General features: G+C 47.0%; 15 protein-coding genes. 8 read left to right on the top strand and 7 right to left on the bottom strand.

The genetic code is table 11. The features are described 5' to 3' along the window. The first annotated feature begins 8 nt into the window (after positions 1-8). A complete protein-coding gene (locus O3681_RS01550) occupies positions 9-947 on the top strand; it encodes a DUF4435 domain-containing protein (RefSeq protein WP_371459115.1) in 939 nt (312 codons plus the stop codon). A gap of 207 nt (positions 948-1,154) precedes the next feature. Here O3681_RS01550 and nrdD read toward each other — a convergent pair whose 3' ends face one another. From nrdD to O3681_RS01530, 4 genes are all read right to left on the bottom strand, one after another. Beyond that, positions 1,155-2,936, bottom strand: a complete 1,782-nt coding sequence (gene nrdD, locus O3681_RS01545; RefSeq protein WP_371459114.1) for an anaerobic ribonucleoside-triphosphate reductase — start codon at positions 2,934-2,936, stop codon at positions 1,155-1,157. A gap of 117 nt (positions 2,937-3,053) precedes the next feature. Further along, positions 3,054-3,563, bottom strand: a complete 510-nt coding sequence (gene nrdG, locus O3681_RS01540; protein ID WP_219088627.1) for an anaerobic ribonucleoside-triphosphate reductase activating protein — start codon at positions 3,561-3,563, stop codon at positions 3,054-3,056. 287 nt (positions 3,564-3,850) lie between these two features. Then, entirely contained in the window at positions 3,851-4,993 is a 1,143-nt protein-coding gene (locus O3681_RS01535) for a class I SAM-dependent RNA methyltransferase (protein ID WP_219088630.1), read from the bottom strand. A gap of 117 nt (positions 4,994-5,110) precedes the next feature. After that, positions 5,111-6,502, bottom strand: a complete 1,392-nt coding sequence (locus O3681_RS01530) for a nucleobase:cation symporter-2 family protein (RefSeq protein WP_036490659.1) — start codon at positions 6,500-6,502, stop codon at positions 5,111-5,113. Between the two features lie 336 nt (positions 6,503-6,838). Between O3681_RS01530 and dapA the strand changes: the two genes are divergently transcribed. The 7 genes from dapA to O3681_RS01495 all read left to right on the top strand — a co-directional run bounded on the left by dapA (position 6,839) and on the right by O3681_RS01495 (position 12,248). Continuing rightward, positions 6,839-7,714, top strand: coding sequence for a 4-hydroxy-tetrahydrodipicolinate synthase (gene dapA, locus O3681_RS01525; protein ID WP_049344778.1), 876 nt, complete (start codon positions 6,839-6,841; stop codon positions 7,712-7,714). 81 nt (positions 7,715-7,795) lie between these two features. Next, complete coding sequence (gene bamC, locus O3681_RS01520) at positions 7,796-8,926, top strand: outer membrane protein assembly factor BamC (protein WP_049344777.1); 1,131 nt, start codon at positions 7,796-7,798, stop codon at positions 8,924-8,926. Between the two features lie 122 nt (positions 8,927-9,048). After that, positions 9,049-9,279: an NGO_0222 family membrane protein gene (locus O3681_RS01515; protein ID WP_049344841.1), complete on the top strand. Its 231-nt coding sequence runs from the start codon at positions 9,049-9,051 to the stop codon at positions 9,277-9,279. A gap of 9 nt (positions 9,280-9,288) precedes the next feature. Next, positions 9,289-9,882: an RdgB/HAM1 family non-canonical purine NTP pyrophosphatase gene (gene rdgB, locus O3681_RS01510; RefSeq protein ID WP_049344776.1), complete on the top strand. Its 594-nt coding sequence runs from the start codon at positions 9,289-9,291 to the stop codon at positions 9,880-9,882. A gap of 53 nt (positions 9,883-9,935) precedes the next feature. Further along, a complete protein-coding gene (locus O3681_RS01505; RefSeq protein WP_049344775.1) occupies positions 9,936-10,298 on the top strand; it encodes a thioredoxin in 363 nt (120 codons plus the stop codon). 96 nt (positions 10,299-10,394) lie between these two features. Beyond that, the gene (gene hemW, locus O3681_RS01500) at positions 10,395-11,570 is read left to right on the top strand and encodes a radical SAM family heme chaperone HemW (RefSeq protein ID WP_049344774.1); all 1,176 of its coding nucleotides are present in this window, start codon (positions 10,395-10,397) and stop codon (positions 11,568-11,570) included. Between the two features lie 135 nt (positions 11,571-11,705). Further along, positions 11,706-12,248 (top strand): opacity family porin, encoded by a 543-nt coding sequence (locus O3681_RS01495; RefSeq protein WP_049344773.1) that lies wholly within the window; start codon positions 11,706-11,708, stop codon positions 12,246-12,248. Positions 12,249-12,359: 111 nt separating this feature from the next. Here O3681_RS01495 and O3681_RS01490 read toward each other — a convergent pair whose 3' ends face one another. From O3681_RS01490 to pth, 3 genes are all read right to left on the bottom strand, one after another. Beyond that, positions 12,360-12,728 carry a VanZ family protein gene (locus O3681_RS01490; protein ID WP_049344772.1) on the bottom strand — a complete coding sequence of 123 codons (369 nt, stop codon included), beginning with the start codon at positions 12,726-12,728 and terminating at the stop codon, positions 12,360-12,362. After that, positions 12,725-12,934, bottom strand: a complete 210-nt coding sequence (locus tag O3681_RS01485; RefSeq protein WP_049344771.1) for a hypothetical protein — start codon at positions 12,932-12,934, stop codon at positions 12,725-12,727. The genes O3681_RS01490 and O3681_RS01485 overlap by 4 nt, the downstream gene beginning before the upstream one ends. A 103-nt stretch (positions 12,935-13,037) precedes the next feature. After that, positions 13,038-13,616, bottom strand: a complete 579-nt coding sequence (gene pth / locus O3681_RS01480) for an aminoacyl-tRNA hydrolase (protein WP_049344770.1) — start codon at positions 13,614-13,616, stop codon at positions 13,038-13,040. Between the last annotated feature and the right edge of the window lie 57 nt (positions 13,617-13,673).

Raw genomic sequence — 13,673 nt, 5'->3', positions numbered from 1 at the left:
TATTTAAGATGAATAATAGAATTGATACAGTACGGAATAGTAGGACTAAGGCAGTTGCTTATTTTGCTAAATATTTGACAAAAAGAACATCTAAAAAAATTAGTTTTATATTTGAAGGGCAAGAGTGCCCCTCGTTCTACCTTCCATTTATAAAACAATACCACTTCACTGAGAATGATTTTTTTCATGCATTTGTAGAAGGGAGAGATAATGTAATATCTTTTCGTGAAATCCAACATAAAAATCCTACTACAAAAAATGACCATATTCTTTATTTTATAGATAAAGATTTTATAAAGCCAAGAATTAATGTAAAAAAATTAGACATATACATCACTGATAGATATTCTATAGAAAATTATTGTTGTGAATGGAATGTTATTAGTTCATTAATCCAACAAACCTTTGGCTTAAATTTATTATCTGAAGAAGATAATGACGTATTATTAGATATTAAAAAAATATTTACGGATTGTTTCGAAAACTATCTTACGCTTACACACAGGGTGCAAGAAATAATTTTTATTTGTCGCCATGAGAAAATTTCATGTACCTTATGTGATTTGAAAGAATTTATAGACTTTAAAAATAACTCACAATTTATTATATCAAAAAAAATTAATCAAGATATAGAAATATTCAATAAATTCAAAATATTGAATAACAACAATGAACATTATAGAATTAAAAATTCAAAATTTAGACAAAATTTTAGTAATTTAAACAAATATACTGAGTGGCGAGGAAAATATCATATACAATTCTTAACTAAATTCTTAGATTTCTTAGTCTTTGCTAGAGAACATGGGGTAACTCCATTTCAGAAAAGGAACAATACATCCACAATTATTCAAACAAAAAATATCATTTCTATTCTTAGTAATCATTGCAGCATTCCTTTATCATTAAAATTATTTCTTGAATCAAAATTTAATAATAAGCCGTAGCCTGCATACTCAACCCACTGCGTGCGTGGCTGCGCCACACACCCTACCTGCGAATCACACGGAACTTCAAAATATTAAAGTATCAAGCATTGTTGTTTAATTTAATTAAAATCATGAAGTTGAAAGAGTCAGCCTATCTAAACATACTAAAGGCCGTCTGAAATTTCAGACGGCCTTTACTTTTTTAAGTAATCCTTTTTTCAATGATTACGCCGCTTTACGGTGATAATGTCTGAGCGCATGCTCTTTGCGTCGTCCACTTGAGAAGGCGGATACGCGCTTCAGATAACCGATCACTCGGGTGCCGTAGTCGATGTCGTGGCTGCCGCAGGCAGAACAGGCGTGCAGAGTGCGTTTGTCAATATGGCCGCATTCGTTGCAGATGGTGATGCGCACGTTCACGCAGAAGTAGTTGCAGCCGGTTTGCGCAGCAATGTCCAAGAGGGAGCGGTAGCCGGATTCGGGCAAGGCTTCGTCGAGGTTTAGGTGCAGCGCGGAGCCGCCGTCGAGCCAGTCCACCAGTTCTTTGCCGTGCAGCAGGAATTTGTCGAGCGCGTTGATTTCTTCGTCTTCGACGACGTAGAAATAGGAGTTGTAGCATTCGCGGCTGACTTTGTAGCCGTCGGCTTTGTCCCATTTGGCGTTTTTCACGCCGAGGTTTTCAGCAGGGACAAACTCAGTGTTGAACTTCACGCCGTAGTGTTTGCTGGCGGCTTGGTTGGCTTCAAATATGGTTTTCAGACGGCCTTGGACGAAGTTGATGTAGTCGTCGTTGTAGCCGACTTTGATGCCTTGCGATTCGGCTGCTTCCGCCATGCCGTTGATGCCGATGGTGAGGAACTGTTTGTCCAGCGTGATGAAGCCTGCATCGTAAACGGGCAGCATGCCGGCAGCTTGGTATTCTTCCATCAGTTTGCGGTAGGCGTATTGGTATTTGTGGATTTTGGCCACTTCGGCGGCAAGGTCGCGCCCGTCTTGTTCCAACCGGTTCATGTTGATGGTGATGACGTTGATGGAACCGGTCGCCACGCCGCCTGCGCCGAGGGTATAGCTAAAAGTGCGGTCTTCAATGGCGTTGCGCAGACGGCAGCAGGAAGCCAACGAATCGGGGTTGTCGGAAAGATAAACGAAGAAGGAATTTCCTTCCGCCAATTCTTTCGCCATTTCGTCGGCGAACACGGTGTCTTTGCATTTGCCGCCATCGGTCAGCATCGCGGCGGTCACGACAGGGAAAGTCAAAACGGCTTTGGTGCGCTCCTGATTGAACCATTTGAGGAAGAAGTTTTGCAGCTTCGCCACGCTCGCCCACACCGGTTTGCTGAAATCGGGGAAGACGAAATCGCCGAACATCGCGTCGAAATAGTATTGATCGTAAACGGAAATATTCCAGAATACGCTCTGATAGCCTCGCGCGGCGGCGGGCTGGTTGATGCTGTACACCACCTGCTGCATGTGGTTGGCGATTTCTTTGCCGTGGGTTTCCAAATAATTGTCGCCGTAGTCTTTACGGGCGAAGTAGTCGAAATAAGTCAGAAATTCCACCGTCGCCACCGCGCCGGCAAACTGCGCGCTGATGGCAAACACAAGGTTGATAAACGAGCCGCAAAACGAAGCCAGATGCTGCGGCGCCTTAGATTCGCCGCCGAGTTTGCTTAAGCCGTCGAGCAGGAAAGGATACAGCGTAACCGACACACAGTAAGGCTTGAGGCTGGTTTCGTCATGCACATAAATCTCATGTGCCTCAATCTGCCGGATGTATTCGTCGGCGACGGATTGGTCGAAAATTTCGGCGATTTTGCGCGACACTTGGGCACGGTTAATCTGCACGAAAAAGTCTTTCATGATTTCCGCTTCCATCGTGGCGATGTTTTTTTGCGTTACGTTGGCATTGGCATCCATTTTCGAGCCGTCCGCCGCGTTTTGCGCGCTGATGTAGTCGCGCATGAATTGTAGTTTTCCGTTTAACTGTTCGGGATGCAGCCGAATCATGTTAATTCTCCTGTATGGTTTGGTTGATTTATCAAGTAATGACGGTCAGGCCGTCTGAAACATCGCTGTCAGCGAATACAATAAATTCAATTTAAATCAGTGCAATACAGCATTGAGCTAAATTGAAGCCACTGGAAAAACTTTGGGCGCGGGTTTGTCTTTGACAAACAAGCGGTTCAACACCTCGCCCGTACGCAAATCGATAAACTTCTGATTGGTGGTCGGGCTGTCCAAACCGCCCAGCTCCATCTGCCAACGGCCGGTTTTCAGATACGTCAGATAAGGCAGGATGCCGTCTGAAACCGTCTCCAGCTCCTCGCGATCCAAGCCAGTGTACAAACAGGCTTTCAAACCTTCCTGAGCAACAATAGCCAGCATTTTCTGTAAGGCTTTCGGTTGCCATTCCCCGCCCATAAACAACACGCAGCTAATTAGCCCGCGATAGCGTTTCAGACGGCCTTTTAAATAATCCTCGGTCAATTCCGTGCCAATACCCTCTTTCCATGTATCGGCACTGTGGCAACCTTTGCAACGCAACGGACAACCGGAAAACAGAAACGCCAGCGACACTTCACCCGGCACTTCCTGCCAGACAATTTGTTCAACTGTAAATTTCAAGCTACTCATTGCAATACTATAAAACACAATATATGGTGCAAATTAAAACACAAGACTACTAGATATGGTATTTTTATTTAACAATGTATTTTACCCATACAATAGATTTTTATTATTTATCTGATTGTCTATTACTATAAAATAGTAGTTTTAAGCCAATAAAAAGGCCGTCTGAACACGATTCAGACAGCCTGTAATTAAAAAAAGAAAAGCAAACTCCGTTATAACAAAGACAGTTTTAACAAATCAAAAAAGGCCGTCTGAAATCATCTTTCAGACAGCCTCAATTTCAGGTTTTAGCCCCGATTCGAGCCTTTAACCATATCCATCAAAAACAATCGGCAATCCAAGTTACCATTAAACAGCGGAATTTTACGCTTCGGAGAAAGGCGCATAAATTTCGGCATATCGCGATCGCCGGTAAACATCCCAGCCAGCCAGCCTGCGTAGTGCTGTTTCAACCATGTGCCCAGTTGCGGATAAAGAGCCTGTAAAGCCTGAATTTCGGCAAGGCGCACGCCATAAGGCGGATTGGAAATCATAATGCCGTGTTCGCCGTTTGGTCGAGCGTCTTGCGCATCTTGCACATCAAAACGGAGGAAATTATCCACTTCGGCGGCTTGAGCATTGGCCAATGCGGCGCGGATCATATAACGGTCGTTGTCGCTGCCGGAAATTGGCGCGGCTGCCGGTTTGATTTGTTTTTCAGCTTCACGGCGCAGGGCTTGCCATTTTTCTTTGTCGAAGTTTTGCAGTTTTTCAAAACCGAAACGGCGCATCAAACCCGGCGCACGGTGTGTCGCAATCCATGCAGCCTCAATGGCAATCGTACCGCTACCGCAAAACGGGTCTTGGAAAGGCTGCGTACCGTCATAGCCTGCCAAAAGCAGCAAACCTGCCGCCAAGTTTTCCCTCAATGGGGCTTCGCCGGTATCCTGACGATAGCCGCGTTTGAAGAGTGCTTCGCCGGAAGTATCGATAAAGATTTCCACATTGCGTTCATCGATAAAGGCATGGATGCGGATATCAGGATTGATTTTGCCCACGCTCGGACGCGCATCATAAATATCGCGGAAGGCATCGCAGACGGCATCTTTGATCTTCAAACCGACAAAATCCAAGCTTTTCACATTGGCGCGTTTGCCTTCAACTTTGACTTTAAAGGTCTGCTCCAGCTTAAACCAACCTGTCCAATGCAGATTTCGTGCCAGTTTATAGATATCGTGTTCGTTGCGATAACCGCCTTTGGTCAAACGCAGCAAAACACGGCTGGCAACGCGCGAATGCAGGTTGATGCGGTACACCTGCTCCATCGTGCCTTTACATGCCACACCGCCATCAACAGCGCGGATATCCTGGCATGCCATGCTTTCGAGTTCCTGCGTCAAAGGCGCTTCCAAACCGCGAGGACAAGTGATAAAAAGTGAATAAACCGTCATATAAAACCTTTCCGGGTAGAGCTATCCGAACCACTCGGATAACAAATAAAAACAATATTATAGCCGAAAAACCAAAAGGCCGTCTGAAACTTCAGACGGCCTTTGAATAAAGCTTGCTTAGTGATCCAAACTATCGGTTTCAACCTTAACCGCTTTATCGGTTTTATCCTCCGGCAAAACCAAGTTCAACAATACCGCCATAATACCGCCTGCGGAAATTGAGTTTTGGAACAATACAGGCAGGTTTTTGAACACTTCCGGCTCAAATGCCACGCCCAAACCCAAACCGACAGAAGTCGCCGCAATAACTGCTTCACGACGGCGAATACCGTGGCTGACCAGAATCCGCACACCGGCAATCGCAATCAGGCCAAACATCAACACCATCGCGCCACCCAAAACCGGACTCGGAATCGTGGTAAACGCGCGGCCGATAACGGGGAACAAGCCCAATAATACCAAAATTGCCGCAATATATTTGCCTACATGACGCGAAGCCACACCGGTCATTTGAATCACGCCGTTATTTTGCGCAAACGTGGTCAAAGGCAAAGAACCCAGTGCAGTCGCAATCACAGACACCAAACCATCCGCCAATACGCCGCCGCGCAGACGTTTGGTATATTCTTCACCCTCAATCGGCTGCTCGGAGACCATTGCTGTCGCCGTCAAATCGCCCACTGCCTCAAATACGCTCAACAAGAAAATCGCACCGGCAACGATAAACGCGTGCCAATCAAATGCGAAACCATATTTAAACGGAACAGGCAGGGTAATCAGCGGCAGGTTTTGCAGGGCGGAAAAATCTACTTTACCCAAAAACAGCGCAACAATATAACCAACAATCAAACCCACCGCGATGCCGCTCATACGCAGCAATGGATTTTTCAAGCAGTTGAAAACCAATACAATCAGCAACACCAGCGATGCCAAACCCAAGTTTTCCATCGAGCCGAACGTACCGTCTGCTTTCGCACCGAAGCCGCCGCCGAAATCGGTAATGCCCACATGCACCAAGCTCAAGCCGATCAACATGACGACCACGCCGCTTACAGTCGGTGTAATCACTTTTTTCAAATACGGCAAAAGCCAAGCGGAGAAGCACACCAAAAACGCGCCGACAAAGGACACGCCCAAAAGCGTTGAAATCATCACATCTTCAGTCAAGCCGCCCTCTTTCATACCGGTACCGAGTGCAATCATCACGGTAACAAAAGAGAAGTTAACCGACTGAATCGATAACATACCCGAACCGACCGGCCCGAAACGGTTGACCTGCAAATAAGTACCGACACCGGAAGCCACCATCGCCATCGACACCAAATAAGCCGTCATTTCAACCGGCAGCTCCAACGCCCCGCCGACAATCAGTGCCGGAGTAATCATCGGAACAAAAATCGCCAGAAGGTGCGTAACCGCACTCAACAACGCATTCCCAAACGGCGGCTTGTCTTCCAAACCATAAACCAAATCAAGCGATTCCGCCTGTTTTTCAGTCATTCCGGCCATGTTGAACCTTCTCTCAAGAATCGTTAAAAAATATTAAGATGCGTATTTTAACCAATTTGAAATGTATCAGCAAATTCAAAACCATCAGGCCGTCTGAAAGTTCCGCCCAGCCGTTTTCAGACGGCCTCAAACCGCCTTAACACATTTTAATTCTTGACATCATTTTTCTACCTAAAAACAAACAAACCAATGATTTAAAAATGTATTATTCATTAAGATAATGACAAGTCACCATTAAACAGCAAAGCCTCATAGCGGATATGTTTCACACAAACAACAAAGTAAGCTACAATCCGATGAATAATCCACCTACACTATAAAATTAAAGGTTTCCGTATGTTAAAAGGCAGTCTGGTTGCCCTGATTACCCCGATGAATCAAGACGGCAGCATCAACTACGAACAACTTCATGACTTAATCGACTGGCACATTGAAAACGGCACCGACGGCATCGTCGCAGTCGGCACCACCGGCGAGTCAGCCACTCTGCCTGTCGAAGAACATTTGGCCGTTATTGAAGCCACCGTCAAACACGTCAACAAGCGCATTCCCGTTATCGCCGGTACAGGCGCCAACAATACTGTCGAAGCCATCGCCCTTTCCAAAGCCGCCGAGCAAGCCGGTGCGGACTACACCTTATCTGTTGTTCCCTACTACAACAAACCTTCGCAAGAAGGCATTTACCAACATTTCAAAGCCATCGCCGAAGCCACTTCGATTCCGATGATTATCTATAATGTTCCCGGCCGTACCGTCGTCAGCATGAGCAACGACACTATTTTGCGTTTGGCCGAGATTCCGAATATCGTCGGCGTGAAAGAAGCCAGCGGCAATATCGGCAACAACATCGAATTGATCAACAGCGTTCCTGAAAGTTTTGCCGTTTTATCCGGTGATGACCCTACCGGCCTGCCTTTTATGCTGTGTGGTGGTCATGGCGTGGTAACCGTCGCAGCCAACGTTGCACCGAAACTCTTTGCCGACATGTGCCGAGCCGCCCTTGAGGGCGATATTGCGACCGCCCGTCGTCTAAACGAGCAACTTATCCCAATTTATAACACCATGTTCTGCGAGCCCAGCCCGGCCGCGCCCAAATGGGGCCTGAGCTTATTGGGCAAATGCGAACCCCATGTTCGTCTGCCTTTGGTAGCACTGACCGAAGCCGGTCAAGCCAAAGTCCGAGCCGCTCTGGAAAAATCAGGACAAATCTGATCCGGAAATAAGGCCGTCTGAATTCCAAACACCCTTTTCAGACGGCTTCCCTGTTAAGAACTTCATCCACAGGAAAACAAGATGACCTATATCAAACCCATCATAGTAGCCCTCGCCCTGATTAGCATGACTGCCTGTTCCGGCAGCAAAAAAGAACAACCCAAACTCGACTATCAGAGTCAATCACACCGCTTGGTCAAACTGGAAGTACCACCTGATTTGAACAACCCAGACCAAGGCAACCTCTATCAATTACCGGCAGGCAGCGGTGCCGTCCGCGCTAGCGACTTCAACAAACGCCGCACTCAGGCCGTACAACAACCTGCCAATGCAGAAGTTTTGAAATCCGTTAAAGGCGTACGCCTTGAGCGTGACGGCAACCAGCGCTGGTTGGTTGTCGATGGCAAATCGCCTCGCGAAATTTGGCCGTTGTTGAAAGTATTCTGGCAAGAAAACGGTTTCGACATCAAATCCGAAGAACCGGCCATCGGCCAAATGGAAACCGAGTGGGCTGAAAACCGAGCCAAAATCCCTCAAGACAGCCTGCGCCGTCTGTTGGACAAAGTCGGCTTGGGCGGCATCTACTCTACCAGCGAACGCGACAAGTTCATCATCCGCATCGAACAAGGCAAAAACGGTTCGACCGACATCTTCTTCGCCCACAAAGGCATGAAAGAAGTTTATGCCGACCGCAAAAAAGACACTACTATGTGGCAGCCAAGCGAGAGCGACCCTAACCTCGAAGCCGCATTCCTCGCCCGCTTTATGCAATACTTGGGCGTTGACGGCCAACAAGCCGAACAGGCTCTGACCCAAAGCGTTGCCGCCCGCAGCAATGCTTCTGAGTTAGCCCGTGTGGACAATGGCACTCTGTTGCTGGCAGGCGATTACGGCCGCAACTGGCGCCGTACCGCCCTTGCGCTTGACCGCATCGGCCTGACTGTTATCGGTCAAAATGCCGAACGCCGCGCCTTCTTGGTTCAACAAGCGCCAACCGAAGGCGAAGCAGTTGCCAATAAAAAACCAGGCCTGTTCAAACGCGTATTTGGCAAAGGCAAAGCAGAAGCACCAAAAACGTATCCTGAAATCATCGTGTATGTTGAGCCTATCAACAATGGCGCACGCCTCCATCTGTTGAACAAAGACGGCAGCCCATACAAAGGCAGCGATGCCTCCACATTGTTGAGCCGCCTGCACACAGAATTACGTTAATCCGTTATTCGACTTAAGGCCGTCTGAAATATTCAGACGGCCTTTTTAACGGATACGGCATGGTTTCAAATTCCCAATCTGACGTTATAATCAGAACATTTTTCCCCCTCCCCCAAGCTGCCATGACCCGACAAAAAGCCTATCTGCTCCTGACCGCCCTGTTTACCCTGATGTTTATCGTACTGATTCTGTTGGGCGCTTATCTTCTGAGCATTCACAGCAAACAATTTGCCGTTGCCGCCTTTCTGTTTGCCTTTGCCACCGTTTTTGCCCAAATCGGCAGCCTTGCCCTTTACATCCGCCACAAAGCACACGCACAAATGGCTCGTATGCAACAAACCGAAAACCATTAAGGAAAAACCATGTTTGAAAAAATCGTCCTTGCCAGTGGCAACTCAGGCAAACTCAAAGAATTTTCCCGCCTCTTCGCCGACTTAAACATCGAAGTCCTGCCACAATCGCAGTTCAATACGCCCGAATGTCCCGAGCCGTACCATACCTTTGTTGAAAATGCCCTGGCTAAAGCACGTCATGCCGCCAAATATAGCGGCTTACCGGCACTTGCCGACGATTCCGGCATCTGCACCAACGCCTTAAACGGCGCACCCGGCATTTTCTCCGCCCGTTATGCAGGCGAAAACCCCAAATCCGATGCCGCAAACAACGCCAAACTGTCTGCCGATCTTGCCGATAAAGACGATAAAAGCTGTTACTACGTCTGCGTGCTCGTCCTCGTCCGCCACGAAAACGACCCGCAACCCATCATCGCCGAAGGCATCTGGCACGGACAATGGCAGGCAGAAGCCGCAGGTACAAACGGCTTCGGCTACGACCCGCATTTCTATCTGGCCGAACATGGTTGCACCGCCGCCGAGCTTGGTCCTGAAATCAAAAATGCCGAAAGCCACCGCGCCCAAGCATTGCGTGAATTGTTAAGAAAAATTGAATCCTTATAAATCGATAACAGGCCGTCTGAAACCTTCAGACGGCTTACCTCACATTCACTCCCATGCCCAAGCCCACACCTGAAGAATTGGCAGCCTTTGCAAAACACGTTGCTGCCTTTATCCCGACTACGCCTGACGAACTTCTGCAACTTATTGACAGTCAAGAAACTGCTATCGTCTTTTTAGGCAAACCAAGCTGTTCATACTGTCGCCGTTTTGTTGCAAAACTGTTTACCGTTTCCTTAAACAAGCAGCTTACCATCCGCTTTACAGACAGCAGCAACAAAGCAGCTTTAAAAACTTTTCGTGAACAACACGGCATCAAAACTGTTCCCGCATTACTCAACATCTCACAAGGCAAAATAAAATTTGTCTGCAATTCCAAATTATCAGAAGAAGAAATAGAAGCTTTTTTGAGAGCTTAGACTTCGCATATTTCCTACTGATTACTTTCCCTGCCGACATTTCAGTTAAAATAACAGCCTAAAAATTTCAGACGGCCTTGAGCCTCAACACATACCATGACCCAAATTACTTTCCAACGCCCCGGCCAGCTAACCGCCCTGCCTCCTTTATCACTCTATATCCACATCCCGTGGTGCATCAAAAAATGCCCATATTGCGACTTTAATTCCCACAGTCTCAAAAACGGCCTGCCGGAAGAAGCCTATATCGATGCCCTATTAACCGACTTGCAGCTTGAATTGCCGAATATTTGGGGCAGACCGGTGGAAACCATATTCTTCGGCGGCGGTACACCCAGTCTGTTTCAAGCGGAGTCGATTGACCGTTTGTTAAGCGGCGTGCGTTCACTGTTGCGTTTGCAACCCGAAGCGGAAATTACTTTGGAAGCCAATCCGGGCACATTTGAAATTGAGAAGTTTCAAGGATTTAAAGACGCAGGTATTACGCGTCTGTCTATCGGCGTGCAGAGTTTTAACGACGATATGCTTGATCGATTGGGACGCGTTCACAATGGCAAAGAAGCCCTGACAGCTATTGATACTGCCTTGAAATTATTTGATAAAGTCAATATCGATTTGATGTATGCCCTGCCAAACCAAACGATTCAGACGGCCTTAAACGATGTGCAAACCGCTATTGCAACAGGCGTATCGCATATCAGCGCATATCATCTGACAATGGAACCGAACACGCCTTTCGGTCATACGCCGCCCAAAGGATTGCCGCAAGATGAAGCAGCATTGGATATTGAAGATGCCGTACACGGTGAATTGGAAGGCGCAGGCTTTATCCACTACGAAACTTCGGCTTTTGCAAAATCTGGTATGCAGTGTCGCCATAATTTGAACTACTGGCAGTTTGGCGATTACTTAGGCATAGGCGCGGGCGCACACGGCAAAATTTCCTATCCCGACCGTATCGAGCGAACTGTCCGCCGTCGTCATCCCAACGACTATCTTGCCGCCATGCAAAGCAATCCGCATGAAGCCGTTGAACGCAAAACCGTTGCTGCCGAAGACCTTCCATTCGAGTTCATGATGAATGCCCTGCGCCTAACCGACGGCGTACCTGTCGCAATGCTGCAAGAACGTACCGGCGTACCTACTGCAAAAATCATGGCTCAAATCGAAACCGCCAGACAAAAAGGCCTGCTTGAATCAGACCCGACCGTGTTCCGCTCGACCGAACAAGGCCGTTTGTTCTTAAACGATTTGTTACAGTGTTTTTTATAAGTGCGATTTTACAACAGCTGACACATTTTTAGATTTGCTTAATTTTCCACAAGAAAATACAATCAGAATAGTTGTTGGGAATGAACAATCCCGGCGATTATCCACTACTCCTAATCCTACATTAAGGACAAAACAATGAAAAAAGTTCTGGTAACACTGATTGCTCTTTCCCTACCTGCATTTGCATTGGCTGATGAAACCAAAGGTTTTTATGTTCAGGCTGATGCTGGTCATGCTACTGTAAAACTGGGTGGCGCATCAATTAAAGGCTTTAGCCCTCGTATTTCTGCAGGCTACGATTTCGGCGATTTCCGTGTTGCTGCCGACTATACGCATTATAAATCTGCAAAGATTAATGTACCTTCGGTATATGCTGAGGCTAAATATCACAGTGCCGGTGTATCTGCTATTTATGATTTTGACCTGCAAGCTCCTGTAAAACCTTATGTAGGTGTTCGCCTGGGTCTTAACCACTCTACTCATAAATATCAAACAGCCGAACAAACAGCTGAACGTAAGGATACTAAAATTGGCGTAGGTGCAATGGCTGGTGTAAGTTATGATGTAACTCAAAATGTAGCACTGGATGCAGGCTATCGCTATAACCACTGGAGCAAGATCAATAACGTTAAGCTCCATTCCCACGAAGTATCTGCTGGTGTACGCGTAAAATTCTAATATTTAAATACTTGGCATGAAGTAACGATTGCTTCATGCATCAAGTAACAAAAGGCCGTCTGAAACCTGTTTCTCAGGATTTTAGACGGCCTTTAAGTTGTTTAAATATGTCTAACTTTTTGCTGCTTTTACTTTTGCTGCAAACCACAGCGCCGCAGCCGTACCTGCCATATCGGCAATACCGTCCGCGATCGAACCCTGGCGCGTAGCAGTCAGAAATGCCTGAGCCAGCTCACTCCCTACTGCAAACAATAAAGCGGCAAGCAGAATGCCTTTATAGGGAATAGTCCTATTGTCTTGAATAAATATTTTTGTGCACAACCATGCCTGACCGAAAAACAGTCCGAAATGGCCGACTTTATCAAAATGGGGAAATGGTGGAGCGCTATTGCCGCCCTCTTTGAAAAGTAAGGCATAAATGGCGGCGGCAAACCAAATCAAGGCAGCGACAGTAAATTTGTTTAACGGCAAGGCTTTCATTTGTCGGCCTCTTCATCCAACCATGTTTGGCAGATATCTGCCAAGCGAACAAATTTCCCACCCCGCGCCTTCAAAATATCACGCCATTGTGCTACTTCTTCAGCATCCGGGGCATCTTCAATACTGCATTCGTAAAGGCAGAAATCTAATGTTTCGCCAACAATGCTTGGGGCTTCGGTTTGCATAAGACTGGTCAGTTCATTCATATTTACTGTTTCTTTAATTGGTTTATCGCTAGTCAGATCGCGCTGCCTGTTTTCAGGCCGTCTGAACATGATGTGCAAGGCTGCCCGTTTGATTCGGATACGCTTACTTACTGTGTAAAAAACGTGTTGCTTCTTCCCATTCACCATTCAACACAGCCGGCAATCCTTGCAAGGATTTGGCGATGGCGTCATCAATTTGCTGTCTGTGTTCCGCCGACGGTTTATTCAACACATAACCGACAACCAGATTACGGTCGCCAGGGTGATCAATACCCAAGCGCAGGCGGTAGAAATTGGGCGTACCCAAACGAGCCTGAATGTCTTTAAGGCCGTTGTGTCCGCCATTGCCGCCGCCAAGTTTGAATTTGATACGGCCGCATGGAATATCCAGCTCGTCATGGACCACCAAGATTTCCTCCGGCTTGATCTTGTAAAACTGAGCCAAAGCGGCTACTGCCTGACCGGAGCGGTTCATAAAAGTCATGGGTTTGAGCAGCCAGACATCGCCATCCGGCATAGTGGCGCGCGCCACTTCGCCGTAAAATTTCTTTTCGTCTTTAAAATTGACTTTCCATTTCCATGCCAGTTCGTCCAACAGCCAAAAGCCGACATTGTGGCGCGTTTGTTCGTATTCTTGGCCTGGATTGCCCAAACCGACGATTAATTTAATTTTCAAGCTCATTACTGTTCTTTCAGTTTGACAGGCCGTCTGAAAAAGTTTCAGACGGCCTTCGATTTA

Source organism: Neisseria sp. 27098_8_158, from assembly GCF_041433145.1.
Classification (GTDB): Bacteria; Pseudomonadota; Gammaproteobacteria; order Burkholderiales; family Neisseriaceae; genus Neisseria; species Neisseria subflava_E.
This window is presented reverse-complemented; position numbering and strand designations above follow the sequence as displayed.